The 25457-nt window shown below is 68.3% G+C and carries 23 protein-coding genes; 11 read left to right on the top strand and 12 right to left on the bottom strand.

Going from position 1 to position 25457, the window contains the following annotated elements; translation table 11 throughout:
- The first annotated feature begins 46 nt into the window (after window positions 1-46).
- The 5 genes from ACEN9N_RS26575 (at window position 47) to atpE (ending at window position 8170) form a co-directional block, all read left to right on the top strand.
- Complete coding sequence (locus ACEN9N_RS26575) at window positions 47-1063, top strand: ABC transporter permease (RefSeq protein WP_413312367.1); 1017 nt, start codon at window positions 47-49, stop codon at window positions 1061-1063.
- Window positions 1060-2064 (top strand): aldo/keto reductase, encoded by a 1005-nt coding sequence (locus tag ACEN9N_RS26570; RefSeq protein WP_495654900.1) that lies wholly within the window; start codon window positions 1060-1062, stop codon window positions 2062-2064. The genes ACEN9N_RS26575 and ACEN9N_RS26570 overlap by 4 nt, the downstream gene beginning before the upstream one ends.
- 34 nt (window positions 2065-2098) lie before the next feature.
- Window positions 2099-2953, top strand: a complete 855-nt coding sequence (locus tag ACEN9N_RS26565; protein ID WP_495654899.1) for a class I fructose-bisphosphate aldolase — start codon at window positions 2099-2101, stop codon at window positions 2951-2953.
- Between the two features lie 120 nt (window positions 2954-3073).
- Window positions 3074-7783, top strand: coding sequence for an Ig-like domain-containing protein (locus tag ACEN9N_RS26560; RefSeq protein ID WP_495654898.1), 4710 nt, complete (start codon window positions 3074-3076; stop codon window positions 7781-7783).
- Window positions 7784-7930: 147 nt separating this feature from the next.
- Window positions 7931-8170 (top strand): F0F1 ATP synthase subunit C, encoded by a 240-nt coding sequence (gene atpE, locus ACEN9N_RS26555; protein ID WP_007835387.1) that lies wholly within the window; start codon window positions 7931-7933, stop codon window positions 8168-8170.
- A gap of 12 nt (window positions 8171-8182) precedes the next feature.
- Here the strand turns inward: atpE and ACEN9N_RS26550 are convergent, their stop codons facing one another.
- The 8 genes from ACEN9N_RS26550 to gtdA all read right to left on the bottom strand — a co-directional run bounded on the left by ACEN9N_RS26550 (window position 8183) and on the right by gtdA (window position 16454).
- Entirely contained in the window at window positions 8183-9070 is an 888-nt protein-coding gene (locus ACEN9N_RS26550) for an acyl-CoA thioesterase (protein ID WP_495654897.1), read from the bottom strand.
- Window positions 9071-9168: 98 nt separating this feature from the next.
- The gene (locus tag ACEN9N_RS26545) at window positions 9169-9858 is read right to left on the bottom strand and encodes a hypothetical protein (RefSeq protein WP_413312357.1); all 690 of its coding nucleotides are present in this window, start codon (window positions 9856-9858) and stop codon (window positions 9169-9171) included.
- A gap of 23 nt (window positions 9859-9881) precedes the next feature.
- Window positions 9882-11252, bottom strand: coding sequence for an FAD-dependent oxidoreductase (locus ACEN9N_RS26540; protein ID WP_495654896.1), 1371 nt, complete (start codon window positions 11250-11252; stop codon window positions 9882-9884).
- On the bottom strand, window positions 11252-12229 hold the full coding sequence (locus ACEN9N_RS26535; RefSeq protein WP_007835397.1) for a Bug family tripartite tricarboxylate transporter substrate binding protein: 978 nt from the start codon (window positions 12227-12229) through the stop codon (window positions 11252-11254). Before ACEN9N_RS26535 ends, ACEN9N_RS26540 begins: the two co-directional genes overlap by 1 nt.
- An 84-nt stretch (window positions 12230-12313) precedes the next feature.
- Window positions 12314-13291, bottom strand: a complete 978-nt coding sequence (locus ACEN9N_RS26530; RefSeq protein WP_007835399.1) for a Bug family tripartite tricarboxylate transporter substrate binding protein — start codon at window positions 13289-13291, stop codon at window positions 12314-12316.
- A gap of 59 nt (window positions 13292-13350) precedes the next feature.
- Window positions 13351-14598: a 3-hydroxybenzoate 6-monooxygenase gene (locus ACEN9N_RS26525; protein WP_495654895.1), complete on the bottom strand. Its 1248-nt coding sequence runs from the start codon at window positions 14596-14598 to the stop codon at window positions 13351-13353.
- Window positions 14599-14622: 24 nt separating this feature from the next.
- Entirely contained in the window at window positions 14623-15327 is a 705-nt protein-coding gene (locus ACEN9N_RS26520; protein WP_007835403.1) for a fumarylacetoacetate hydrolase family protein, read from the bottom strand.
- A gap of 65 nt (window positions 15328-15392) precedes the next feature.
- A complete protein-coding gene (gene gtdA / locus ACEN9N_RS26515; RefSeq protein WP_413312350.1) occupies window positions 15393-16454 on the bottom strand; it encodes a gentisate 1,2-dioxygenase in 1062 nt (353 codons plus the stop codon).
- A 122-nt stretch (window positions 16455-16576) separates the two neighbouring features.
- On the opposite strand from gtdA, the gene ACEN9N_RS26510 reads away from it, so the two are divergent.
- The 6 genes from ACEN9N_RS26510 to ACEN9N_RS26485 all read left to right on the top strand — a co-directional run bounded on the left by ACEN9N_RS26510 (window position 16577) and on the right by ACEN9N_RS26485 (window position 20622).
- Window positions 16577-17473 (top strand): LysR family transcriptional regulator, encoded by an 897-nt coding sequence (locus ACEN9N_RS26510; RefSeq protein ID WP_007835407.1) that lies wholly within the window; start codon window positions 16577-16579, stop codon window positions 17471-17473.
- Between the two features lie 99 nt (window positions 17474-17572).
- Window positions 17573-18022: an acyl-CoA thioesterase gene (locus ACEN9N_RS26505; protein WP_495654894.1), complete on the top strand. Its 450-nt coding sequence runs from the start codon at window positions 17573-17575 to the stop codon at window positions 18020-18022.
- 93 nt (window positions 18023-18115) lie between these two features.
- A complete protein-coding gene (locus tag ACEN9N_RS26500) occupies window positions 18116-18592 on the top strand; it encodes a phasin family protein (protein WP_495654893.1) in 477 nt (158 codons plus the stop codon).
- A 142-nt stretch (window positions 18593-18734) separates the two neighbouring features.
- The gene (locus ACEN9N_RS26495) at window positions 18735-19454 is read left to right on the top strand and encodes a TetR/AcrR family transcriptional regulator (RefSeq protein WP_413312346.1); all 720 of its coding nucleotides are present in this window, start codon (window positions 18735-18737) and stop codon (window positions 19452-19454) included.
- Between the two features lie 6 nt (window positions 19455-19460).
- Window positions 19461-20300, top strand: coding sequence for a hypothetical protein (locus tag ACEN9N_RS26490; RefSeq protein ID WP_495654892.1), 840 nt, complete (start codon window positions 19461-19463; stop codon window positions 20298-20300).
- Between the two features lie 64 nt (window positions 20301-20364).
- Complete coding sequence (locus tag ACEN9N_RS26485; protein WP_007835415.1) at window positions 20365-20622, top strand: acyl-CoA-binding protein; 258 nt, start codon at window positions 20365-20367, stop codon at window positions 20620-20622.
- A gap of 9 nt (window positions 20623-20631) precedes the next feature.
- Here the strand turns inward: ACEN9N_RS26485 and ACEN9N_RS26480 are convergent, their stop codons facing one another.
- From ACEN9N_RS26480 to ACEN9N_RS26465, 4 genes are read right to left on the bottom strand one after another with little or no spacing between them, the layout of a single operon-like run.
- Window positions 20632-21873: a CaiB/BaiF CoA transferase family protein gene (locus ACEN9N_RS26480; protein ID WP_495654891.1), complete on the bottom strand. Its 1242-nt coding sequence runs from the start codon at window positions 21871-21873 to the stop codon at window positions 20632-20634.
- A gap of 46 nt (window positions 21874-21919) precedes the next feature.
- Window positions 21920-22234 (bottom strand): polyhydroxyalkanoic acid system family protein, encoded by a 315-nt coding sequence (locus tag ACEN9N_RS26475; RefSeq protein WP_413312341.1) that lies wholly within the window; start codon window positions 22232-22234, stop codon window positions 21920-21922.
- Entirely contained in the window at window positions 22227-23351 is a 1125-nt protein-coding gene (locus tag ACEN9N_RS26470) for an aminopeptidase (protein ID WP_413312339.1), read from the bottom strand. Before ACEN9N_RS26470 ends, ACEN9N_RS26475 begins: the two co-directional genes overlap by 8 nt.
- Window positions 23348-25411 carry a molybdopterin-containing oxidoreductase family protein gene (locus ACEN9N_RS26465; protein WP_495654890.1) on the bottom strand — a complete coding sequence of 688 codons (2064 nt, stop codon included), beginning with the start codon at window positions 25409-25411 and terminating at the stop codon, window positions 23348-23350. The genes ACEN9N_RS26470 and ACEN9N_RS26465 overlap by 4 nt, the downstream gene beginning before the upstream one ends.
- Window positions 25412-25457: the final 46 nt, after the last annotated feature.

Here is a 25457-nt window from a genome sequence, read left to right as displayed (position 1 = left end):
AAGAACACAACCGACAAGCAAGACAACGCGCAGTGGAGCATCCGACATGAACTACCCGGCCCAACTCGACGCAGGCCTTCCAGCAAGACAGCAAGGAAGACCCCCCGCAAAACCCGCCAGCAAGCTCGGCAGCATGCGCGAGATGGGCTTGCTGCTCATCATCGCCGTGCTGTGCGCGGGCATGAGCTTCGCGTCGCCCTACTTCCTGACCTGGGACAACGTGCGCGCCATGCTGCTGTCGTTCTCCATCGAAGGCATCGTGGTCGTCGGCATGACGATCCTGCTGATCGTCGGTGGCATCGACCTGTCGGTGGGCTCGGTGGTGTGCTTCGCCATGGTGGTCACGGGCAAGCTCTTCCTCATGGGCTTCGACCCGTGGACCGCCGGGCTCATCGCCATTGCGGCGAGCGCCATGATCGGCGCGATGATCGGCGGCTGCGTCACGCGCATCGGCCTGAACCACTTCATCGCCTCGCTGGCCTTCATGGTCATCGTGCGCGGCCTGTGCCTCGCGCTCACGCAGGGCACGCCGCAGTCGCTGTTCTCGCTGCCGGCGGAGTTCAAGTTCATCGGCCAGGGCACGCTGTTCGGCATTCCGGCCGTGATCCTGATCTTCCTGGCGATCGTGGTGGTGAGCGACTTCCTGCTGCGCCGCTCCACTCTGCTGCGCCGCGTGTTCTACACCGGCAGCAACGAGAAGGCCGCGCTCTACTCCGGCATCCGCGTGGGCCGCGTGAAGTTCTGGGTCACGGTGCTGTGCGCGGCCTCGGCGGGCCTGGCGGGCGTGATCTACACCGCGCGCTTCGGCGCCGCCACGCCGACCTTCGGCATGGGCATGGAGCTCAACGTGATCGCCGCGGCGGTGATCGGCGGCGCCAGCCTCAAGGGCGGCTCGGGCACCGTGCTGGGCGCGGTGCTCGGGCTTGCGCTGCTGTCGGTGGTGACCAGCTCGCTGATCCTGCTCGACGTGTCGCCCTACTGGCAGGACGTGATCAAGGGCCTGATCCTGCTCGCGGCCGTGACCATCGACCACATCCTGAACACGAGAAAGACCAAGCGATGAACAGCAGCAACAACGCATCGATGAAGCAGACCACCCTCGGCCCGTCGGGCATCGAATGCTCGGCCATCGGCCTGGGCACCTGGGCGATGGGCGGCTGGATGTGGGGCGGCGGGGACAACGCGGCCGCCGTGCTGGCCATCCAGGCCTCGCTCGACGCGGGCGTGAACCTGATCGACACCGCGCCGGCGTACGGGCTCGGGCGCTCCGAGAGCATCGTCGGCACCGCGCTGAAGGGACGCCGCCACGAGGCCGTCGTCGCCACCAAGTGCGGACTGGTATGGCACACGCAACAGGGAACGCAATTCTTCGAAGAGGATGGCCACCCGGTGCATCGCTACCTCGGGCGCGAATCGATCGTCCATGAGTGCGAAGAGAGCCTCAAGCGCCTGCAGACCGACTACATCGACCTCTACATCACGCACTGGCAGGACAGCACCACGCCGGTCGAGGAAACGATGGACGCGCTGCTGGAGCTCAAGAAGCAGGGAAAGATCCGCGCCATCGGCGTGAGCAATGTGAGCCCCGAAACGCTCGCCGAATACCTGCGCCATGGCCCGGTCGATGCGGCGCAGGAGCGCTACAGCCTGATCGACCGCGAAATCGAGCAGGCGCTCGTGCCACTGTGCAGCGAGCACGACGTGGCGGTGCTGGGCTATTCGTCGCTGGCGCTGGGCCTGCTGGCCGGCCCGATCGACCCCGGGCGCAAGTTCACCGGCGACGACCAGCGCGCGAGCAACCCGCGCTTCAGCGCGCAGAACCGCGCGAAGCTCAAGGCCTTCTTCGACGAGCTGGAGCCGCTGCGCAAGCAGCTCGAATGCTCGTTCGGCCAATTGATGATCGCGTGGACGCTGGCACGCGGCAGCGTCTCTGTGGCGCTGTGCGGCGCGCGCGTCAGCAAGCAGGCGGTCGAGAACGCAGCGGCCGGTTCGGTGCGCCTGCGCGACGACGCACTGCAACTCGTCGACGCCGTTGCGGCCAAGCACCTGAACGCGCTGGCCTGATCCTCTCCACTTTCAATACAAGGACCTCTTTCGTATGTCGAAGGACAAGACCGCACGCCTGAACCGGCTGCTGAACAACGGGCGCTGCCTGGACATCGCGCTCGACCACGGCGTGTGCAACGAGCCCTCGTTCCTCAACGGGCTGGAAGACATGCCGCAGGTGATCGACAAGCTCGTGGCCGCCGGCCCCGACGCCATCCAGCTCAACTACGGCCAGGCCGATCTGCTGCAGGACCGCCCGGGCCGAGGCAAGCCCGCGCTGGTGCAGCGCATCGACATGGGCAACCCCTACAACGCCACCGCCCACCGCGTGATGTGGGCCGTGCTGCAGAACGAGCACGACCCGGTACTGCCGGCAGTGCAGCGCGACGCAGCCTGCGTGGTCGTCAACCTGTTCATGCTGCCGAACGAGCCCGACCTGTTGCGCCAGTGCGTGCAGAACATCGCGCGCGTGCGCGCCGACTGCGACCGCTACGGCATGCCGCTGATGATCGAGCCGCTGGTGATGCGCCCGCACAGCGAGCAGGGCGGCTACATGGTCGATGGCGACGCCGAAAAAATCGTCACGCTGGTGCGCCTTGCGCGCGAGATGGGCGCCGACATCGTCAAGGCCGACCCCACCACCGATCCCGCCGAGTTCCACCGCGTGGTGCAGGCCGCGCGCTGTCCCGTGCTCGTGCGCGGCGGCGGGCGCGAAGACCTGCAGCAGGTGTTCGCGCGCTCGCGCGTGCTGCTGGACCAGGGCGCGGTCGGCATGGTTTACGGGCGCAATGTGTACCAGCACACCAACCCGTCGGCGGTGGTGAATGCGTTGATGGCCATGATCCACCGCGGCGCAAGCGCCGAGAAGGCGTGGGGCATCTACGAATCGGGCGGCACGAAGAAGTAACGCAGCGCCGCCGGAAAAAAGAGAGGGAGAGGCTGTACGGCAGGCGGCGCACTCGTCGCCGGCCGGGGTGCGCCCTGCGCGCGCGCTTTCGCGAGTGAACACCACAACTTGGAGGCGACGATGAAGATCCGGTATTACCTGATGGCTTTGATGGTGCCGTTCGTCACACTGCTGACGCACGCGGCAATCACCGGGGTCAGTCCGATGACGACCCTGGGCAACATGGCGGCGGCGGTTTCCGAAGCTGTCGCCGACCCGCTCCCGCTGCAGGGTCCGGGCCTGGGCAACCTCACCTACACCTCGGCGGAACTGTTCAAGCCGGTGTCGATGATCACCAGCGCGGCGCACCCGCTCGATCCGGCACACAGCAGCGCCTACGAGTCGCGCGAGGTGCCCGCCACCTACCCGGGCCGCAAGGACTACGGCATGAACGCGGGCATCATGATCAACGGCTACTTCCTCACCTCCTTCGCGCCGGACAGCGGCCTCGGGCCGGGCGGTTTCCTGCTGTACGACGTGTCGAACCCGCGCCAGATCCAGCTCGTCAAGAAGATCTACGAGCCCGAGGCCCGCACCAAGGAGTTCCGCGAGACCCATTCCTTCGGCACCGTGAAGATCGGCGGCAAGACGTATGTCGTCCTGCCCAGCATCAACGGCATCGAGTTCTGGGACTTCTCCGACATCAACGACATCAAGCAGGTGAAGAAGCTGGCACTGCCAGGCGTCAACGGGGGCGACTACGAGGACGTCGCCTGGCAGCTCTGGTGGCAGGCGCCTTACCTGTACGTGGCGTCGGCCGGCCGAGGCATCTTCATCGTCGATGCCAGGGACCCTGCGAACGCCGTGATCGCGAACCGCGGTGCGGGCAAGCCCAATCCAGTGCCCACCGGCGAACTCGGCGGTTTCCGCATCGGCCCGATCTTCACGATGGGCAACCACATGGTGCTGACCGCGATGGAAAGCAACGGCGGCTTCGCGAGCCTGGACATCTCCGATCCGCTCAACCCCAAGGTGCTCGATTCCATCGTGGGCACCACGCCGTTCTACTACGCCACCTGTTTCGACGGCAGGAACCTGCACGCCTCCGCGCGCAACAGCGGCGCCAGGATGTACAGCTACGACCTGAGCGACCGCTCGCGCTTCGTGGCCGAGGACAACCGGCTCGTCATCGACGAAATGCTGTACTGCGCCACGCAGGACAACTACGTGATCCAGGGCGCGCAAACGCGCATCCACAAGGTCGATGTGAGCAATCCGCTCAATCACGTGGAGGTGGGCCGCGGCAGCATCCTGCGCGAGGACGACCCGAACTTCTCGCATTCGGACAACGGCCAGGTCGCGATGTTTGGCAACCTGGTCTTCGTGGGCAACGACCACGGCTCGGGCAGCGGCTTCATCGTGCATGCGGTGGACCCCGACACCACCAAGCCTGAAGTCAAGCAGGTCTCGCCGGCCAACGGCGCGAAGCAGCAGGCGCTGACCTCGCGCATCGGCCTGGGCATGACGGACAACATCCGGCCCGAGAGCGTGAATTCCAACACCTTCATCGTGCGGCCGGTGGGCGGCAACACGCTGGCGGGCACCTACAGCGTGCAGCTGGGCATCATCAACTTCTCGCCCGACCAGCCGCTGCAACCCGGCACCAGCTATGAAGTGTTCCTGCCGGCCAACGGCGTGAAGGACTATGCGGGCAACGCCATCGCGGCCGACTACAAGTCGACCTTCAACACCGGCAACGCGACCGACATCAACCTGATGCACTACTGGACGCTGGCAGGCAACCTGTCCGACCAGATCGGCAGCAACAACGGCACGCCGGTCGCGGGCGACGCGTTCGAGAGCATCGGCCTGAACTTCGCGAACCGCACCGCCGGTGTGCCGCTGAAGAACGATTCAGTGGCCACCGTGCTCGGCGGCACCGCGTCGCTGAGCTTCTACATGAAGACCACGCAGGCGGGCGGTGCGAACTCGTGGACCGCGCCCGGCATCTTCGGGCGCGACCAGGCGAGCGGCACGGACGACGTGTTCTGGGGCTGGCTCGACAACGGCGGGCGCATCAAGCTGTCGGCTGGCAACGACGCCGGCACCACCTCCACCGCGGCGGTGAACGACGGCACCTGGCACCACGTGGTGCTGACGCGCGAGGCGGCCTCCGGCGCCCAGGCCGTGTACGTGGACGGCGTGAAGACCACCTCCACCGGCCCCACGGGCAACAAGGGCCTCACGAACAAGTTCAGCGTGCTGGGGCAGATCCAGGGCAATGCCGCGCTCTTCAAGGGCACGCTGGCAGAGGTGCGCGTCTACAGCCGCGTGCTGAGCGACACCGAGGTCAACACGCTGCGCAGCCAGGCCATCATCGGCGACCCCGGCATCGGCGGCGGTCCGAAGCTGGTCAACGGCCAGCTGGTGTTCAACCCGGACACGCTCGGCAGCAGCGGCGCGCAGTTCCGCTGGAACTTCGGCGACGGCACGCAGACGGCGTACTCGAACCAGCCGAACTACACCTACACCTACAACCGCCCGGGCCACTTCACGGTGACGCTGACGGTGAAGGACGTGAACGGCCGCGAGACCTTCTACACCTACAACCTCACCGTGATCGCCCCGGTCACGGCGCGGGCGCCGACGCACACCACCAACATCGCGGGCGATGCGAATTCGGTGTACTCGGTAAACCCCGACAGCGGCACGGTCGCCGCCATCGATGCGCAGACCCTGGCCAAGCGCTGGGAAACGCGCGTGGGCGACGAGCCGAAGACGCTGGCCGTCGGCCCCGACGGACGCATTTGGGTCACGGTGCAGGGCGAGGACAAGCTGGTCGCGCTGAGCGCGGCCGACGGCAGCCTCTCGACCACCGTGCCACTGGCCTACGGCAGCGGCCCCTACGGCGTGGCCTTCACGCCGGACGGTGCGAAAGGTCTGCTCACGCTGGAGAGCAAGTCGGTGCTGATGAGCTTCGACCCGAGCAACGGCAGCACTACCGGCGCGGTCGCGCTCGAAGGCAACCTGCGCGGCATCGCGGTCAACGCCGACTCGCAGGTGGCTTATGTCACGCGCTTCAAGTCGAAGATGACCGGCGGCCAATTGCACAAGGTCAACCTGCAGGGCATGAGCGCCATGACCACCATCGCGCTGCCGGTGGACACCGCCACGGTGGACACCGAGAGCCACGCGCGCGGCGTGGCCAACTACCTGAGCCAGGTGGTGATCTCGCCGGACGGAACGCGGGCGGTGCTGCCCTCGAAGAAGGACAACATCGTGCGCGGCAAGTTCAGGGACGGCCTTGCGCTGGAGCACGACAAGACGGTGCGCTCCATCCTCTCGCAGGTCAACCTGCAGACGGCCGCGGAAGTGTTCGCCGAGCAGATCGACTTCGACGACCGCGCACCGGCGCGCGCGGCGCTGTTCTCGCCGTCGGGCGACTACCTCTTCGTGGCGCAGATGGAAGGCAACCGCGTGGCCATCGTCGATCCGTACAGCCGCGCGGTGCGCGGCGAGATCAACACCAGCAGCGCGCCGCATGGCCTGTACCTGGACGCGACGCGCAAGCGCCTGTTCGTCAACAACTTCCTGGCGCGCTCGGTGTCCGTGCACGACGTGGCTTCGGTGCTGTCGTCCGAGACGGCGGCCGCGATCTTCCTGCAGAACGTGGCGACGGTGGCACAGGAACCGATGGCGGCCGCGGCGCTGCGCGGCAAGCAGGTGTTCTACAACGCCTCCGACCGTCGCATGAGCAAGGACAACTACATCTCCTGCGCGAGCTGCCACGCAGACGCCGGCGACGACGGCATGGTGTGGGACTTCACCCAGCGCGGCGAAGGCCTGCGCCGCACCATCAGCCTGCAGGGGCGGCGCGGGCTGGGCCACGGCAAGCTGCACTGGACGGCCAACTTCGACGAGGTGCAGGACTTCGAGAACGACATCCGCAACGAGTTCGGCGGCACCGGCTTCCTGACGAATGCGGACCTCGCGGCCACCTCCGACCCGCTCGGTGCGCCCAAGGCCGGCAAGAATGCGCAGCTCGACGACCTCGCGGCCTACCTGAGCTCGCTGAACAAGTACATGCGCAGCCCGGCGCGCAATGCCGATGGCAGCCTGAGCGTCGATGCGGCGCGGGGCCAGGCACTGTTCACCTCGGCGCAGTGCGTGACCTGCCACGCGGGCGGCACCTTCCGCGACGGCATCCGGCACGACGTGGGCACGATCCAGGCCTCGTCGGGCAAGGGCATGAACCAGCCGCTCGCGGGCATCGGCTTCGACACGCCGACGCTGTCGGGCACCTGGAACACCGCCGCCTTCTTCCACAACGGCCAGGCGGCCACGCTGCAGGACGTGCTCGGCAGCGGCCATGGCAATGCCAACAGCCTGCCGGCCGCCGACGTGGTGGCGATCCGCGAGTACGTGCGCTCGCAGGACACGGCCCCGGCCGTCATCTCGCGCATCCGCTCGGACCTCAACCCCACCCTGTGCGTGAACATCAAGGGTGCGGCGACCACCAGCGGCGCGACGGCCGTGCAATGGCCATGCGGTACGGCGGGCAACGAGAAGTTCACGGTGACGAGCCTCCCCGGCGGCTACGTGCAGTTCGTGGCCGAGCACAGCGGGCTGTGCCTGGCGCAGAACGGCACGGCGACGACGAACGCGCCGGTGGTGCAGCTGGCGTGCACGGCGGGCAACACGGCGCAGTGGAGCATGGTCGGCGGGAGCATCCGCAACCGCGCCTCGGGTTCGTGCCTGGACGTGCCGAACAGCTCGACGGCGCAGGACACGGCGCTGATCACATGGACCTGCAACGGCGGGAACAACCAGAACTGGACACAGCTTCCGTAGCGCCAGCAGCGTTCCACGAAAGGCCGGCCGCTTCATGCGGCCGGCTTTTTTCATGCCGCCCATGACCTCCCACGTCATGGACCGTGCGCACCCGCTCTGGGAAAGTACCTCCATCGATCCATCAATCAACCACCAGGAGAAAACACAATGACCGGCTTCAACATCCTTCCCCTCGCAGTCGCCCTGCTGATCGGCATCGCCGCGCTCGGCTCGTGCCTCGGCATCGGACTGGTCGGCCAGAAGTTCCTGGAAAGCACCGCGCGCCAGCCCGAGTTGGTCGACACGCTGCAGACCAAGTTCTTCCTGATCGCGGGCGTGACGGACGGCGCATTCATCATCGCGACGGGCATCGCCCTCTGGTTCGCGACCGCCAACCCCTTCGGCTGAGGCCCTGTTTTTTTACTTGCGCCGGATGCGCAGCATGCCTTCCTGCGCTGCCGAGGCCACGAGCCGGCCGTCGCGCGCATAGAGGCTGCCGCGGCACAGGCCGCGCGCGCCGCCCGCGCTGGGCGAGTCGAGCACGTACAGCAGCCAGTCGTCCATGCGGAAATCGCGGTGGAACCACATCGCGTGGTCGAGGCTGGCGGGGCGCACCTGGCCGCTCATGAAGCTCAGGCCGTGCGGCAGCATCGCGGCGCGCAGCAGGCCGTGGTCGGAGGCGTAGGCCAGCAGCGCGCGGTGCACCATCGGGTCGTCGGGCAGCGGCGCGATGGCGCGCATCCAGATGGCGCTTTGCGCCGAGGCCGGGCGCACCTGCGGGGCGATCAGGTCTTCGGGGTCGACGCGGCGGTACTCGATGCCGTGCGGCTGGACCGCCTTGGCGCGCCAGGGCTCGGGCAGGCGATCGCCGAGGGCGATGCGCTGGTCGAGCTCGCTGATCAAGCCTTCGGGGCCGGCCACCTCGGGCATGTCGAACTGGTGCACGACGCCGTCGTCCACAGTCTGGAACGAGGCCGACATCTCGAAGATGATCCGCTCCTGCTGGCGCGCCACCACGTGGCGGGTGGTAAAGCTGCGGCCATCGCGCACGCGGTCGACGCTGTACTCGATGGGCGCGTGCTCGCCGGGCAGCAGGAAGTAGGCGTGCATCGAATGCACGGGGCGCTCGGCGCCCACGGTGAGGCTGGCGGCCATCAGCGATTGGCCCAGCACCTGGCCGCCGAACACGGCGGGCGTGCCGATGTCTTCGCTCTGCGCCAGGAAGCGGTCGCCGCCCAGTGGCTCGAGCTGCATGAGCGCGACGAGTTCGTTGACGAGGCGGGAGGCGGTGGCGTGATCGGTGGTCATCGGAGGCATTCAGGGCAAGCGGAAAAGCAACCCTCGACCATAGCAAAGGCCGCGCCCGAAAACTGTCGCGGGCCGGTCAGCCGGCGCTCCCGATAGGCCTATTTGTAGAAGCAGACACCCATGAAGCGGGCGCTGCAACCGGAATCCGTGCCGCCCTGAACCACGCGCACCGGCACGCCGCCCAGCAGCATCGAACCGTCGTCGGCATACACCAGCGGCGAAGGCGCGGCCCTGGCGAAGGTGCCGCTGAGCGTTTCCTGCTCGACGTACTTGAGGTACTGGCGCCGCGAAAAGTCGACCTTGTCGGCCGACTTCAGCGGCGCGGCCTCGTAGCGCTTGCCGTACACCGTGCCGAAGTAGCGCAGTGCCGGCCCGGTGCGGTCGCCGTACTTCACGTCGGCCTTCGCGAAGCCGGTCTGGACGAGGAAGGTGCGGTCTTCGGGCGTCAGGTCGGCGTCGAAGGCCATCAGCACGTACTGGCCCTCGAAGCTCTGGTTGCGCGCCACCTTGAGTTCGCCGATCAGCGCGGGCGTGACTTTGGTGCGGCCATCCCAGCGCAGCAGCGCCGCCACGGACGGATCACCGTCGAACACGTAGTGGTAGTTCTCGCCGGCAATGGCGACCTTGCGGCCGTCCTTCGCCGCCACGAAGCTCACGACCCGGTCCTTGCCGTGGACCGGGTCGCCTTCGGGCGTGCTGGCGCAGCCGGCCTGCAGCAGGCCGAGGGCGGCGCAGGACAGCGCCAGGAAGATGCGACGTGCGGAGGTCGGCAACGAAGGGAGGTGCACTTTTCGTCCAGGGTTCGAGTTCATCAAGCCCCGGACTCTAGCCTCTGGCGGTCGAGATCGGCGCCGTCCGCGGCCAGCTTCTTCTGCAGCGCGGCCACGTCCACACCGGCGAACGCGGTGCTGCCCAGCGCCGCCGCCGCCGTGCCCGCGGCCTGCCCCATGACGAAGCAGCCGCCGCTTGCACGCGCGGCCGACTGGCCTTCGTGCGTCATCGATGCACAGCGCCCGGCCACCAGCAGGTTGTCGACCGCCTGCGGCACCAGCATGCGCCAGGGCAGGTGGTTGTAGGCGTTGGCTTCGTCGTGCGGAAAGGCCCACTCGATGCGGCCGTCGGCGTGCATTTCCATCGGCCAGGCGTTCAGGCCGATGTTGTCGTCGAACTTCGCCGAACCCAGGATGTCCTCGCGCCCGAGCGCATACAGACCCTGGATGCGCCGCGTCTCGCGGATGCCGACCTGCGGCGCGATCTCCACGATGGCCGACTGCGCGAAGCCGGGCACCTCGGCCTTCAAGAACTTGAAGTACTCGGCGATCTGGCGGCGGCCTTCGAGCTCGCCCTCGCTGAGCTCGCGCGCGTCGACGCCGTTCATCGCGCGGCCCTGGGCATTGCGGATCTGCGTGACGTTGGCGCGCCATTCGCGCGGGTCCCTGTTGGGCCGCAGGATGGCGCCTTCGCGCGGAAACCTGTACTTGCCCGGATGCTGCTGCTCGGCGCGCGCCATGTAGTCGTTGATGGCCGAGAACTCGCCCACAGCCGCCAGCGCGGCCGGCGCGTCGACCTGGCCGATGCGGAACATCGTGGTCGGAAACAGCCCGCTGCCGTGGCCGTCACCCACCTCGAAGGGCACGCCGGCAAAGGCCGCCACGTCGGCGTCGCCACTGGCGTCGATGAAGGCGTTGGCGCGAATGGCCTGGCGGCCCGACTTGGTCTCGACCACCAGCGCGTCGATGCGGCTGCCGTCGCGGATGACGGACGCGGCCAGCGCGTGGAACAGCAGCTTCACGCCGGCGGCGCCGAGCAGCTGGTCGGCGGCCAGCTTGTAGGCCGAGGTGTCGTACGAACGCACGCAGATGCGCCCGCCCATGCCGTTCTGCGGCGCGTTCACGCCGTTCAACGCGGCGATGCGGTCGATCAGCTCGTCGACCACGCCGCGCACCAGTTGCGTCATCTCGCCCTTGCGCTTGCCGTACAGGCCCGCGAAGTTGGTGACGCCGCCGGCCGTGCCCATGCCGCCGAGAAAGCCGTAGCGCTCCACCAGCAGCGTGCTCGCACCGTGGCGCGCGGCGCTCACGGCGGCCGCGATGCCGGCGGGGCCGCCGCCGACCACCACCACGTCGTATTCGCCGAACACCGGCAGCGCGCGCGCCGGCTCGTTCAATGTCTGCGCTGTCATCACTGCAACTTGATGCCGCGGGCCGAGATGATCTTGGTCATGATCGCGGCCTCTTCATTGACGCGCGTGCGCATGCCGTCCGGCGAAGTGCCCACGGCTTGCCAGCCCTGCTCGAAGAGCTTGCGTCGCACGTCGGGGTTCTTCATGACCACTTCGAGTTCGCGGCTGATGCGGGCCTGCGCGGCCTTCGACAGGTTGGCCGGACCGAGCAGCGCCACCCACACCTCGAGGTTGAAGTCCTTCACGCCGGCCTCGGCCAGCGGCGGGATCTCGGGCACCAGCGCGCTGCGCCCGCCCGTGAGGCCGATGGCCTTGAGCTTGCCGGCGCGGATCTGCGGCATGGCCACGCCCGGCGGGATCAGGCCCATCTGCACCTGGTCGCCCAGCATCGCCGTGACGACCTGCGGATTGCCCTGGTAGGGCACGTGCTCGGGCTTGAAGCCGCTCACGCGGGTCTTGAGCAGTTCCATGCCCAGGTGGCCGACCGAGCCGATGCCCACCGAGCCGTAGTTCCACTTGTCGCCGGCCTTGCGGCCCGCGTCGAAGAAGGCGGTGCCCGAGGGCAGGTTGTTCTGCGCCACCAGCACCAGCGGCGCCGTGGCAATCAGCGAGAGGTACGTGAAGTCCTTGGCCGGGTCATAGGGCAGCTTGGGGTACAGCATCTTCGACGACGTGAGATTGCCGTTGATGACGAGGCCCAGCGTGTGGTCGTCTGTGGCCTTGGCCACCTGGTCGGCCGCGATGTTGCCCGAGGCGCCAGCCTTGTTGTCGACCACGATCGGCTGGCCCAGCGCCTTGCCCAGCGGCTCGGCGATGGTGCGCGCCGCGATGTCGGGCGTGGAGCCGCCCGGGAACCCCACGAGCAGGCGGATCGGCTTGGTCGGCCAGGCGGCGTTCTGTGCGCTGGCGGCCAGCGGCAGTGCGGCGGCGGCAGCCAGGCCGCAGGCAATCAGGAGAGCTCTCTTGGTGGCTTGCATGGAAAAAAAGTGTGAGAAAGTTGTCAAAAACCAGAGCAGGCCAGCTTAACTGCCGAGCGAAGCGCCGGGCAAGGCACGTCCTCGCTATTCGAGGCTGATGTTGCCCCTGCGCACCAGCTCGCCATACACCTTCGACTTGGCCTCGGCATTGCGCTCGATTTCCTCGGGCGACCAGGCCAGCGGCTCGAAGGCGAAGGTGTCGAAGCGCGCGCGGATCTCGGGGTCGGCGATGACCTTGGCCACGTCGGCATTGATCTTCGCCTTGACGGCCGCCGGCACGCCCTTGGGCGCGAGCAGCGACACGAACGAGTTGACCTCCAACGAGGCCGGGCCGCCGGCCTCGGCCATGGTGGGCACGTCGGGCATCTGCGGAATGCGCCTGGGCGCCGCGATGGCCAGGTAGCGCAGCTTGCCGGCCTTGTAGATGCCCTGGCTCGACGGAATGCTCGCGAAGCTCCACGGCACCTCGCCGGCGCCCACGTTGGAAAACAGCTGCGACACCTCGCGGTAGGGCGCGTGGCGCATGTGGATGCCGGTGAGCGCCTCGAGCTGCTGCGCACCCAGGTGGCCAGGACTGCCGACGCCCCACGAGCCGTAGACGATGCCATCGGGGTTGGCCCTGGCCGCGCCGATCAGGTCGCTCATGTTCTTCCACTTCGAATCGGTGGCCACGGCCACGAAGAAGGGCGTGCGAAACAGCGAGGCCACCGGATCGAAGTGCTGCAGCGTCACGAAGTTGCGCGACTTGTACAGGTGCGGCAACGCGGCGATGTGCTCGCTGTCGAGCTGCAGCAGCGTGTAGCCGTCGGGCGCCGCGCGCCGGGCCTGGTCGATGGCGATGAAGCCGCCGCCGCCGGGCTTGTTGTCGATCAGCACGCGCTGGCCCCACAGGCGCGAGAGCTTGTCGGAGACGAGGCGCAGCACCGCGTCGGGGCCGCTGCCGGCCGCGAAGGGCGTGACCAGGGTCACGGGCTTGTTGGGAAAGTCGCCGGCTTGCGCCAACGCCCCTGTAGCGACGGTCAGGGCAAGCCCCGCGGTCAGCAGTGCGCGCGAAAAGTTCATGGTGTCTTGTCTCCTGGGCCTGTGGCCTCGATGGTTATGGGTGATGGAAGAAGCAGGCTTCAATGCGGCGAAAGCACGGCGACCGCCCCGGGCCGCAGCGCCTCGGGCGCGTCGTCCAGGCAATGCTCCGGCCGCCAGGCGTAGAGCCACTCGACCGCATCGTAGAAGCGCTCGGGCGAGCGCCCTGCCCACAGGCTGTTGCGCACCAGGCGCTCCACGCCCCTGGCGTGATAGAGGCGCCCCATCTCGCGCACCGACAGCACCACGCGCGCCGTGCGGGCAATGCGCGCCGCTTCGTACAGCTTGAACGCGGCGGGCATGTCGAAACCGCAGGCCTGCACAGCGGCGCCGAGCGTCACGGCATCCTCGAGCGCCATGCAGGCGCCCTGCGCGAGGTACTGCATCATCGGATGGGCCGCATCGCCCAGCAGCGTGGCAGGGCCCTCGCTCCATCGTTCGACCGGGTCGCGGTCGGCGGTGCTCCAGCGGCGCCACGAGGTCGGGCGGTCGAGCAGCTGGCGCGGGCGCGCATGCACGCCCTCGAAGTACGAAAGCACTTCGGCCTTGCTGCCATCGGTCACGCCCCACTCCTCCTGCCCGCGGCTGTGGAAGGTGACGACGAGGTTGTATTGCTCGCCATGGCGCAGCGGGTAGTGCACCAGGTGGCAGTCGGGGCCGGCCCAGACCACGGGCGCGTTCCAGCGCAGGTCGGCGGGCATGTCGGCCGCGGGCACGACGGCGCGGTACACCACGTGCCCCGACACGCGCGGCGCGTCGCCGATGAGCTTGCTGCGCACCACCGACTTCACGCCATCGCAACCGACGATGGCATCGGCCTGGAAGCGGCGGCCATCGCGCGTGACAGCCGTGACACCGTGCGCACCGGTGTCGATGGCCTCGACCTGCGCCGAGGTGTGGAAGCGGATCAGCGGGTGCTGCCTCACGGCTTCATGGATCGCGCCGTGCAGGTCGGCGCGATGGCTCACCGCGTACGGGTTCCTGAAACGTGCGCGAAAGGCTTCGCCGACCGGCACCGAGGCCACTTCGCCGCAATCGACGGCGTCCATCATCACGAGCCGATCGGTGAAGACCGAACCGCGGCGCACCGCCTCGCCCACGCCCAGCGCATCGAGCGCGGCAAAGGCGTTGGGGCCGAGCTGCAGTCCGGCGCCGATCTCGCCGATGGCAGCGCTCTGCTCCAGCAGGTCGATGGAAACGCCCAGGCGCGCCAGTGCCAGTGCGGCAGCCATGCCGCCGATGCCCCCGCCGACCAGCAGCACCGAGGGAGGATTCTTCGAGGGAGTCATGGCAGGCCTGCGCGGTGGAGGGAGTCAGTCGATGTGCACGGTGAGCGAAGGCAGGCGCTCGATGCTCACCTTGATCGTCTGGCCCGGCTTCACCGCACCCACGCCTTCGGGCGTGCCCGTGAAGATCAGGTCGCCGGGCTGCAGCGTGAAGAGCGTCGACAGGTTGGCGATGACTTCGTTCACCGACCAGATCAGGTGCGTGATGTCGCTGTTCTGGCGCACCTCGCCGTCGACTTCGAGCGTGATGGTGCCGGCGTTGAGTTCGCCCACGTCGGCCAGCGTGCGCAGCGGCGCGATGGGCGCGGAGAAGTCGAAGGCCTTGCCGATTTCCCACGGACGGCCCTGCTCGCGCATCTTCATCTGCAGGTCGCGGCGGGTCATGTCCAGGCCGACGGCGTAGCCGTGGATGTGGCTGGCGGCCTGCTCGGCCGGGATGTCCTTTCCGCCCTTGCCGATGGCGACCACCAGCTCGGCTTCGTAGTGGTAGTTGCTGGTGAGCGGCGGATAGGGGATCGAGGCGCCCTTGCCGTCCGCCACGGGCACGACGGAGGCGTCGTCGTTCGGCTTGCAGAAGAAGAACGGCGGTTCGCGGTCGGGGTCGAAGCCCATCTCGCGCGCATGGGCCGCGTAGTTGCGGCCCACGCAGTAGACGCGGCGCACGGGGAACTGCTGGTCGGAGCCCACGATGGGCAGGCCGACGATGGAAGGAGGCGTGAAGACGAAGGACATGAAAACTCCTGCCGCATGGGGCGGCGCTGGGTCGAACAAACAAGAAGAAAAGCCGGGCGCCCGGTTCAGGCGTCTTCGAGGAAGGCTTCGCGCAGGATGCCCATGGCCTGCTGCACGGGACGGTCGGAGAAGCTGAACAGCACCGTGTCTTCGTCGGGCGAAGACAGGCGCAGCGGCGCCCACGAAGGCACCACGAAGGTGTCGCGCGGACCGAACGCGAAGCGCTGGCCGCCAATCTCGGCCGTGCCGTGGCCTTCGACCACGCTGTACACCGCGCCGTCGGTCGCCCGATGCGTCCTGCCCGCGAAGCCCTTGGGCAGCAGCTGCAGGTTGGTCGAGATGGTCGGCATCGGCGAGCCGCCCGTCAGCGGATTGATGTAGCGCAGCTTGTGGCCCAGCCAAGCGTCCGGCGCCTCCTGCTTCTGCAGCTGGGCCAGCGCCTCGCGGCTGCGGGCATAGGGGTAGTTGAAGATCGGCGAGGTGGCCGAGGCGTGGTCGTGGCGCACCGGCACCATGTTGTGGCCGAAGCGAGCGAGGCTGTGGCCCTCGGGGCGCGCCACGTGCTGCACCTTGGCATCGTCGTTCTCGGCGAAGCCGGCGTCGAAGAAGCGCAGCATCGGGATGTCGAGGCCGTCGAGCCACACCACCGGCTCGACCGATCCGCCGATGCCTTCGTTGCCGTGGTCGTGCCAGGCCCAGGAAGGCGTGATGATGAAGTCGCCCGGATGCATGGTGGTGCGCTCGCCGCCGACCGTGGTGTAGGCGCCCTTGCCGTCGACGATGAAGCGCAGCGCCGACTGCACGTGGCGGTGCGAAGGCGCCACCTCGCCCGGCATGATGAGCTGCAGTCCGGCGTAGAGCGACTGGGTGATCGACGAATTGCCGGGCAGCGCCGGGTTCTCCAGCACCAGCACGCGGCGCACGGCCTCCTCGGCGGTGATGAGGTCGGCCGACTCCATCAGCAGCGGGCGGATCTCGTCGTAGCGCCACAGCGCGGGCACGCAGGGCGTCTGCGGTTCGCGCGGCACCAGCGCGTGCAGCGATTCCCACAGCGGCGTGAGGTGCAGGGGGCTGATGCGGGCGTAGTAGTCGCGGCGTTCGGCCGCATTGGAAGGCGCGGGTTTCATTGGGCTTGGGTGTCTCCGTGGCGGCATTGTTGGTCCGCACCACTATTTCCTCAAGACCGCCTGCCAATACACGGAATTCGAAATTTCGATAATGGTGACTTTCACCGCAGCGTAAATCGCCCATGTCCAAGCTCGATCTCGAATGGCTCGCCGTGTTCGACGAGGTCTACAAGACCGGCAACGTCTCGAAGGCCGCGGAGCGGCTGGGCATGGCGCAGGCGGCGGCCAGCACCGCGCTGAACAAGCTGCGCGCGCACTTCGACGACCGCCTGTTCACCCGCACCGCGCAGGGCATGCAGCCCACGCCGCACGCCGAGCGCATCTACCCGAACCTGCGCGAGGCGCTGGCCCAGCTGGCTCAGGCCCAGGGCAACCGCAGCAGTTTCGAGCCCGCGCAGGCGCAGCGGCGCTTTCGCATCTGCATGACCGACATCAGCGAGGTGGTGCTGCTGCCCGGCCTGCTCGACCACCTGCGGCGCGCGGCGCCGGGCGTGCACATCGAGACCGAGATCATCTCCACCCTCAGCGGCCGCCGCCTGCAGGACGGCGAGGTCGACCTCGCCGTGGGCTTCATGCCGCAGCTGGACGCGGGCTTCTACCAGCAGACGCTGTTCATGCAGAACTTCGTCTGCCTGGCAGCACAGAACCACCCGCGCATCGGCGCGAAGCTCACGCGCAAGCGCTTCGAGGCGGAGGCGCATGCGGTGGTGTCCACCTCGGGCACCGGGCATGCCATCGTCGACACGACCCTCGCGCGGCTGGGCCTGAAGCGCAACGTGGTGGTGCGGCTGTCGAGCTTCCTGAGCGTGGCGCGCATCGTGGCGCACACCGAACTGATCGTGGTGGTGCCGCGCATCCTCGGCAACGTGCTGGCCACGCAGGAGCCGGTGAAGCTGCTGGAGCCGCCTTTCGTGCTGCCCGACTACGCGGTGAAGCAGCACTGGCACGAGCGCTTCCACGCCGACCCGGGCAATGCCTGGCTGCGGCGCACGCTGGCCCAGCTGTTCAGCGGCAGCTGACCGGGCGTGCATGCCCGAGCGACGGGCGGCGTCCGCAGGCGTGGCCCCGCTCGCATAATCGCGGCTCCTCCCACAGCCATATCCACAAAAGGCGGCCCCATGTCTTCGATCACCCTGCGCTTTCTCGCCGAACCCAGCACCGTCAACTTCGGCGGCAAGGTCCACGGCGGCACGGTCATGAAGTGGATCGACGAGGCCGGCTACGCCTGTGCGACCAGCTGGTCCAAGCGCTACTGCGTCACCGCCTTCATCGGCAGCATCCGCTTCCACCGCCCGATCATGATCGGCGACCTCGTCGAGGTGGAGGCCCGCCTGGCCTACACGGGCAACACCAGCATGAACATCTCGGTCGAGGTGCGCAGCGGCGACATGAAGGGCGGCGCGATGGAAAAGACCACCGAATGCCTGATCGTGTTCGTCTCGGTCGACTCGCACGGCCGGCCACTTCCGGTGGAAAGCTTCGTGCCCGGCACCCCCGGCGAAATGGCACTGGCCGAGCGCGCCAAGATGCACCTCGATGCGAGCCGCGCAGCCGGCGCGACACCGTAGACCCTCCCGGCTTCGCATGTAGACGTGAAGCTCTAATGGGGAGCACGCCGAGCGGCTAGAGTCAGGCGATCGTTTGCAAAAAGGAACATTCGCATGGCTACCCAGGACGACGACAGCAACGGCAAGGCCGCCGACCGCATCAAGGATTCCGCCCAGCAGATCTGGCTCGCAGGGCTCGGCGCCTTCGCCAAGATGCAGCAGGAAGGCAGCAAAGCCTTCGAGGCGCTGGTGAAGGACGGCGCCGGCATGCAGAAGAAGACCCAGCAGGCCGCCGAGGAAACCCTGGCCCAGGCCCAGCAGCGCATGGCCGGCTTCGCCAGCGAGTTCGGCACCAAAGCCGCAGGCCAGTGGGGCAAGCTGGAGAACATCTTCGAAGACCGCGTGGCGCGCGCCCTCGAAAAACTGGGCGCACCCACCGCAGCCGACATGGCCGCGCTGCAGGCGCGCGTCGAGGCGCTCGAAGCCCAGCTGAAGAAGCAAGCGGGTGCGGCCCCCCGCAAGCCCACGGCGCGCAAGACAGCCGCCCCCGCCGCCAAGAAAACCACCTTGCGCCGCAGCAAGCCGGGCTGACACCGCGCCGGCCCCGAGCGGCCGGCCGGTATTGCGGCACCGCACAAGAACCCGGCGCTGCAAAACATGTCCCGCACCGTCCATGGTGCGGTGCACATAGGCTAGAGTGTCCCCAAGAACACGAGCACACGGGGGCACCGACATGGCAAAGAAGGCGCCACGCCGCACGGCGCAACGAATCCTCGAAGCCGCACTGGATCTGTTCAACCGCTTCGGGGAGCCGAACGTCTCGACGACGCTGGTGGCGGGCGAACTCAACATCAGTCCGGGCAACCTGTACTACCACTACCCGGCCAAGGAAGAGCTGATCAACAAGCTCTACGAAGCCTACGAAACCGAGCTCAACGAGCTGCTGCACGCGAGCGAGGGCGTGCACGACGTGGAGGACGCGTGGTTCTTCATGCACAGCCTGTTCGAGCTGATCTGGCGCTACCGCTTTCTCTACCGAGACCTGAACGACCTGCTCAGCAAGAACCGGCTGCTGGAAACCCGGTTCCAGCTGGTGCTGAAGAACAAGGCCCGCGCCATCCGCCAGCTGATCGCCGGCCTGAGCCGCGCCGGCCATCTCGAGATCGACGTGCACGAGGTCGACACGCTGGCGCAGAGCATGGTCGTCGTGCTGACCTACTGGCTCAGCTACGAGTACGTGCGCAATCCGCGGGAAGCGCTGGAACCCGCGCACGCACAGGGCGCGCTGATGCGTGGCGGCCATCACACCCTGCACCTGCTCGCACCCTACCTTGAGCACGAGCAGCGGCGGCATTTGCTGACACTGAGCAACGCCTACAACGGTGAAGATGCCGCCAGCAGCGGCAGTCTGGGCGCCGGCGCCGCGGCATCTCCTGTCGATATGGCGGCCTAGACAACCATGCCCCACCCCGATTTCAAACCGCTCTCGCTGATGTCCGCCAGCCCGGTTGCCGCCGCCAGCCCGGGCCCCTGGACGCCCCTGCCCTGGGCCGACCTGCCCCGCTTCGACGTGCGCAGCGTGCTGGACCACTGGCCGCGCCTGCATGCCGGCCACGAGCTGCCGCTGCCGGCCGAAGGCTCGCCGCTCGCCGAAGGCTGGGCGCTGTACCACAGCGGCGAATTCGAACGCGCCGCCGCCATCGGCCTGCAATTGGGCGGCGAGGGAATGGCGCTGGCCAACCAGGCGACCGCGATCTACGCCAACTACCTGGAGCCGCGCGAGGCCGTGCGGCTCGCGATGCTGCGCCAGGTCATCGAGCGTGCCGGCGCGCAGGCCGCCACCGAGCCCGAGAACTGCCAGGCGCTCTACTGGCAGGCCTATGCGCTGGGCCGCTACAGCCAGGGCATCAGCGTGGCGCGCGCACTGGCCCAAGGCCTGGGCGGCAAGCTCAAGGGCGCGCTGGAACGGGTGATCGAACTGCAGCCGCGGCATGCGGACGCCCACCTCGCGCTGGCCTCGTTCCATGCCGAGGTGATCGACAAGGTCGGCGCGCTGGTCGGCCGCATGACCTACGGCGTGCGCTCGGAAACCTCGCTCGCGCTGTTCGAGCGGGGCCTGGAGCTGCACCCGCATTCGGCCGCCGGAATGATGGAATACGCCCGCGCGCAACTGATGCTGCACGGCGAGTCGCGCATGGGTGAGGCGACGCGGCTCTATGAAAAGGCAGCGGCGCTGAAGCCGGCCGATGCGCGCGAACGGCTGGACGTGGAGCTGGCCCGGGCGGGACTGAAAGACTGAACCTGGTACCCAACGGTACCGCTCAATTTAAGATGCGCGGTTTCCGCTTTTCAATTCGAGCCCCATGTCCGACCTCAACGCCCAATTCGAAGCCGCCCAGGCCAACTCCAAGCTGCTCGCCGAGCGTCCCGACAATCCGACGCTGCTGAAGATCTACGGCCTTTTCAAGCAAGCCACCGAGGGCGACAACACCGCCAAGAAGCCCAGCTTCAGCGACATCGTCGCGCGCGCCAAGTGGGACGCCTGGACGGCCCAGAAAGGTGCGAGCGCCGATGAAGCCAAGCAGAAATACATCGACCTCATCGAATCGCTGCGAGGCTGACCGCGACCCTCAGCCGATGATCCCCCGCGCGTGCAGCGCGGCGATCTGCTCGGCGCTCAGGCCGATTTCCTTCAGCACCGCATCGGTGTCCGCGCCCAGCGCCGGCGCGTTGTGCCGGTGGCTCGCCGGCGTGAGCGACAGCTTGGGCACGAAGCCGGGCACCGCGAGCGCGCTGCCGTCGGGCATGCGCACCTGCTGCAGCATGCCGCGCGCCGCATAGTGCGGGTCGGCCGCGATGTCGGCGATGGTGTAGATGCGCCCGCCCGGCACATGCGCCGCGTCGAGCGCGGCCAGCACCTCGTCCACGGTGCGCTGTGCGGTCCAGTCGCCGATGGCGGCGTCCAGCATTTCGACCTGCGCCACGCGGCCCGTGTTGCCGGCCAGCGCCGGATCGGCCGCCAGGTCGGGACGGCCGATGCATTCCATCAGGCGGCGGAAGATGCTGTCGCCGTTGCCCGCGACGATGGCATAGCCGCCATCCGAACAGCGGTACGCATTGGTCGGCGCGATGCCGGGCAAGGCGCTGCCGGCCGCCTCGCGCACCGCGCCGAACGCGCCGTACTCGGGCAGCAGGCTTTCCATGCAGTTGAAGACCGCCTCGTAGAGCGCCACGTCGATCACCTGTCCGCGGCCCTTCGGATAGTCGGCGCTCACCGTGGCATGCCGGTGCTGCATGGCCAGCAGCACGCCGATCACGCCGTGCAGCGAGGCCAGCGTGTCGCCGATCGACACGCCCACGCGCACCGGCACGCGGCCTGGCTCGCCCGTGAGATGGCGCAGCCCGCCCATGGCCTCGGCCACCACGCCGAAGCCGGGGCGGTCGCGGTAAGGCCCGGTCTGGCCGTAGCCGCTGATGCGCAGCATGACGAGCGCGGGGTTGGCGGCCAGCAGATCGTCGGGGCCGAGGCCCCAGCCTTCCATCGCGCCGGGGCGGAAGTTCTCGATCAGCACGTCGGCTTCGGCCGCGAGCTGCCGCACGATGGCCTGCGCCTCGGGCTCGCGCAGGTCCAGCGCCAGCGAGCGCTTGTTGCGCGACTGCACCTGCCACCAGACGGAGGTGCCGTCCTTCAGCAGCCGCCAGGTGCGCAGCGGATCGCCCGCGCCGGGCGGCTCGATCTTGATGACCTCGGCACCGAAGTCGCCCAGCGTGCGCGCCGCGAAAGGCCCGGCGATCAGCTGCCCGAGCTCGATGACCTTGAGGCCGGCCAGCGGGCCCGCGGCCGGAGGGGAAGAGGTTGTGGTCGTCGTCATGGCGCCAGAGTGTGCCGTGCCACCGCCGTCCGGATCCCGGAGACGGTCAGGCGAGGCGGCTGCGGCCCCGGTGAGACTGGAGCATTGCGTCGAGGCTGCGCGTGATTTTCTGCTCGATCATTTCGCTGAAGCTGCTGAACAGGAAGCCCAGCGTCGCGTCGAGCGTGAAGGTGCTCTCCGTGACTTCGACCGTGCCGTCGATGCCCGCGCGGGTGAAGGTCGCCACGTCGCGGCCGTCGCCCTGGGTGTAGACGCATTCGAGGCCGAACTCCTGCTCGACCTGTGCGATCCATTTGTGCGCGACGGCGCGCGCCCCGGCAATGCCCAGCGTGTGGTTGCGTTCGATATGGATGTCAGGCACCGTGGTCTCCGTTTTTGTGTTCCGGGCTGGAATGGGTCTGCAGGATGCCGGTCGCCGACTGAAGCGCACTGCGGCGTTCCGCGTCGGTCGGCAGCGCGGCAATGCGCCGGACCGCAGTGTAGAAGCGCGGCCAGTCGCGGCCTTCGCGCTCGAAGAGTTTCTCGAAGCCGGGCACGAGGTCGTCGTAGGCGGCCTGCGCACCGAAAGCTGCGTTGTTGGCGCGCGCCACCCAGGCGTCGTAGGCGTTCTGGCGCGGACCGGTCCAGCCCGCCTTCAGCTTCGCATAGCGTTCGTGGAAATCGGCCATGGCGGCCCGTTTCATGGCGTCGACCCTGGTCCGGTCCCCGGCTTTGGCTTCGGGCGATTCGTAGATGCGGTTCAGCGCGCGGCGCGTGTCGAGCGCCAGCGCGCGGAATTCCTGGCGCTGCGCGTCGAACTGCGCGTACTCGCGCCGCGCCGGCTCGCCGGCCTCGCGCTGCAGCCACAGCGCCCCGCCGATGCGCTCGACCGCGGTGGCGTACGACTCGTTGAACACCGTGTCGCCGGACACGTAGAGCACCTGGTGCGCCAGCTCGTGGAACACGATGCGCGCAAGCTCGCCCTCGGGGTAGCCGATGAAGGTGGACAGCAGCGGATCGCCGCCGGCCCAGTTCATCCAGCCCAGCGTGGAGTACGCGGGCACCGGGTACACCGCCGTTTCCAGCTCCTGCTTCTTCTGCGCCTCGGCTTCGGCATTGGCCGCATCCTCGCTGTAGTAGCCGCGGTAACCCACGCAGCCCGCGACCGGGAAGCACCAGCTCTTGAGCGTGAGCGAGTACGGCGGCGCGGCCACCACGTTCCACACGGCGGCGCGGCGGTGCAGGTCGGCGTACGACTTGTAGCTGGCGTTGTCGGGCAGGCCGAGTTCGCTGGAAGCGAAGCGGCGGATGCGCTGGGCGAGTTCGAGCTTGGCCTTCAGCGGCGCAGACACGGCCGGATCGGCCAGCCATTCGGGCACGGGCCTGGCGGCCCGCATGATGCCGATGTGGCCGCTGGCGGACTGCCAGTAGTAGCCGAGGTCGGCACAGCCGGCCAGGAACAGCGAGCCGGCCAGCGCGAGAGCGCGCAGGGGCCTCACGCCTTCTCGACCTCGACGAGGCAGTCGTAGAAGGTGGGCCCCCGGCCGATGTCGGTCAGGCGCTGGCTCGTCAGTTCGTTGACGTTGGTGCCGTCCACGCCGAACTTGCGCCACCAGATGCCCATGCCATGCACCACGCCCTGCCGCGCGCGGCGCGAGACTTCTGCGCGGCAGCGGTGTTCGCCGCGCTTGTTGAACACACGCACCATCGCGCCGTCCTCGATGCCGCGCGCGGCGGCATCGGCCTCGTGGATCTCGAGCAGCGGCTCGACCTCGATGGCGCGCAGGCTGGTCACGTTGACGAAGGTCGAGTTGAGGAAGTTGCGCGCCGGCGGCGAGATCATGGCCAGCGGGAATTCGGTCGAGCTGCCGGCCGGCTCCCAGTTGGGCACGTGATCGGGCAGGCCGTCGATGCCCATGGCCTCGAGTCGCGCGCTGAAGAATTCGCAGCGGCCCGAGGGCGTGGGGAATTTGCCATCGGCAAACGGCGCCTCGGGCAGCTTCAAGCTGGTGAAGCCCTGCGCCAGCAGCTCGGGAAAGTCGATGGTGTTCCCGGCGAAGGCGGTGCGGCACAACGTCTCGTCGTCGTCGGAGAAGCAGGGCTCGTCGAAACCCATGCGGCGCGCCAGCTCGCGGAACACCCAGGCGTTGCTGCGGGCCTCGCCGCGCGGCGCCACGGCCGGCCGGTTCAGCAGCACGTCGGTGTGGCCGTAGCTGCAGTGGATGTCCCAGTGCTCCAGCTGCGTGGTGGCGGGCAGCAGGTAGTCGGCATAGTCGGCAGTGTCGGTGCGGAACTGCTCCAGCACCACGGTGAACAGGTCTTCGCGCGCGAAGCCCGCCGCCACCTTGGCCGATTCGGGCGCCACCGCCACCGGGTTGCTGTTGTAGACCACGATGGCCTTCACCGGGTTGGCGGTGTCCAGCAGCGCGTCGCCGATGGTGCTCATGTTGATGGTGCGCGGCTTGCGCCCGGCCAGCAGGTCGGGGCGCTGCAGCGCGGCGCGGTCGACCGGGTAGTGGCCCGAGCTGCTCAGCAGCAGGCCGCCGGCGCGGTCGCGCCAGGCCCCCACCAGCGCCGGCAGGCACGCGACGGCGCGCGCCGCGTTGCCGCCGCCGCGCACGCGCTGCATGCCGTAGTTCAGGCGGATGGCGGCCGGCTTGGTGGTGCCGTAGGCCCTGGCCAGCGATACGATCTGTTCTTCGGGAATGCCGCAGACCTGGGCCGCGCGCGACGGCGGCCATTGCAGCGCGCGCTCGCGCAGCTGCTCCCAACCCAGCGTGTGGTTGGCGATGTAGTCGTGGTCGAGCCAGTCGTGCACGATCAGCTCGTGCATCAGGGCCAGCGCCAGCGCGGCGTCGGTGCCGGGCAGCAGCGCGATGTGCTCGTCGCACTTGTCGGCGGTTTCGGTCCTGCGCGGGTCGATGCACACCAGCCGCGCGCCGGCGCGCTTGGCGGCCTGGGCGTGGCGCCAGAAATGCAGGTTGCTGGCAATGGAGTTGCTGCCCCAGATCAGGATCAGCTTCGCCTCGGCGAAGAACTCGATGCGCATGCCGACCTTGGCGCCCAGGGTGTGGACCATGGCCTCGCCGCCGGCCATCGAGCAGATGGTGCGGTCCAGCAGGGTGGCGCCCAGTTTGTGGAAGAAGCGCCGGTCCATCGACTCGCCCTGCACCAGCCCCATGGTGCCCGCATAGCTATAGGGGACAATAGCTTCGGGTTTTCCCTGTAATACTCGAAGATTCGCGGCGATGTCGTCCAGGGCGGCGTCCCAGCTCACCGGCTCGAACTGGCCGCTTCCCTTGGGGCCGACACGCTTCAGGGGCTGTATCAGCCGTTCCGCATGGTCGTTGCGCTCGATGTAGCGCGACACCTTGGTGCACAGCACCCCGCCCGTGTGCGAATGGGCGGGGTTGCCCTGCAGCTTCACGGCCACGCCGTCCCTGACGGTGGTGACGAGTGCGCATGTGTCCGGGCAATCGTGAGGGCAGGCGCCCAGCACGGCGGTCGATGCGGGTTGGGAAGGTGCTTCTTCGAGCAAGGTATCCGATGCGTGGGCCATCGGGCGAGTCTAATTTGTGTGCGCGAGACAGAGCGCAGGAGTGGGT

It is taken from the genome of Variovorax sp. Varisp46 (assembly GCF_059491885.1).
Note: the sequence above shows the minus strand (reverse complement) of the source record. Positions and strands in the feature narration are given on the sequence as shown.

Bases quoted from the DNA above. Each gene is read 5' to 3' on its own strand.
- ACEN9N_RS26575 (WP_413312367.1), top strand. From the start codon at position 47: ATGAACTACCCGGCCCAACTCGACGCAGGCCTTCCAGCAAGACAGCAA.
- ACEN9N_RS26570 (WP_495654900.1), top strand. From the start codon at position 1,060: ATGAACAGCAGCAACAACGCATCGATGAAGCAGACCACCCTCGGCCCG.
- ACEN9N_RS26565 (WP_495654899.1), top strand. From the start codon at position 2,099: ATGTCGAAGGACAAGACCGCACGCCTGAACCGGCTGCTGAACAACGGG.
- ACEN9N_RS26560 (WP_495654898.1), top strand. From the start codon at position 3,074: ATGAAGATCCGGTATTACCTGATGGCTTTGATGGTGCCGTTCGTCACA.
- atpE (WP_007835387.1), top strand. From the start codon at position 7,931: ATGACCGGCTTCAACATCCTTCCCCTCGCAGTCGCCCTGCTGATCGGC.
- ACEN9N_RS26550 (WP_495654897.1), bottom strand. From the start codon at position 9,070: ATGACCACCGATCACGCCACCGCCTCCCGCCTCGTCAACGAACTCGTC.
- ACEN9N_RS26540 (WP_495654896.1), bottom strand. From the start codon at position 11,252: ATGACAGCGCAGACATTGAACGAGCCGGCGCGCGCGCTGCCGGTGTTC.
- ACEN9N_RS26535 (WP_007835397.1), bottom strand. From the start codon at position 12,229: ATGCAAGCCACCAAGAGAGCTCTCCTGATTGCCTGCGGCCTGGCTGCC.
- ACEN9N_RS26530 (WP_007835399.1), bottom strand. From the start codon at position 13,291: ATGAACTTTTCGCGCGCACTGCTGACCGCGGGGCTTGCCCTGACCGTC.
- ACEN9N_RS26525 (WP_495654895.1), bottom strand. From the start codon at position 14,598: ATGACTCCCTCGAAGAATCCTCCCTCGGTGCTGCTGGTCGGCGGGGGC.
- ACEN9N_RS26520 (WP_007835403.1), bottom strand. From the start codon at position 15,327: ATGTCCTTCGTCTTCACGCCTCCTTCCATCGTCGGCCTGCCCATCGTG.
- gtdA (WP_413312350.1), bottom strand. From the start codon at position 16,454: ATGAAACCCGCGCCTTCCAATGCGGCCGAACGCCGCGACTACTACGCC.
- ACEN9N_RS26510 (WP_007835407.1), top strand. From the start codon at position 16,577: ATGTCCAAGCTCGATCTCGAATGGCTCGCCGTGTTCGACGAGGTCTAC.
- ACEN9N_RS26505 (WP_495654894.1), top strand. From the start codon at position 17,573: ATGTCTTCGATCACCCTGCGCTTTCTCGCCGAACCCAGCACCGTCAAC.
- ACEN9N_RS26500 (WP_495654893.1), top strand. From the start codon at position 18,116: ATGGCTACCCAGGACGACGACAGCAACGGCAAGGCCGCCGACCGCATC.
- ACEN9N_RS26495 (WP_413312346.1), top strand. From the start codon at position 18,735: ATGGCAAAGAAGGCGCCACGCCGCACGGCGCAACGAATCCTCGAAGCC.
- ACEN9N_RS26490 (WP_495654892.1), top strand. From the start codon at position 19,461: ATGCCCCACCCCGATTTCAAACCGCTCTCGCTGATGTCCGCCAGCCCG.
- ACEN9N_RS26485 (WP_007835415.1), top strand. From the start codon at position 20,365: ATGTCCGACCTCAACGCCCAATTCGAAGCCGCCCAGGCCAACTCCAAG.
- ACEN9N_RS26480 (WP_495654891.1), bottom strand. From the start codon at position 21,873: ATGACGACGACCACAACCTCTTCCCCTCCGGCCGCGGGCCCGCTGGCC.
- ACEN9N_RS26465 (WP_495654890.1), bottom strand. From the start codon at position 25,411: ATGGCCCACGCATCGGATACCTTGCTCGAAGAAGCACCTTCCCAACCC.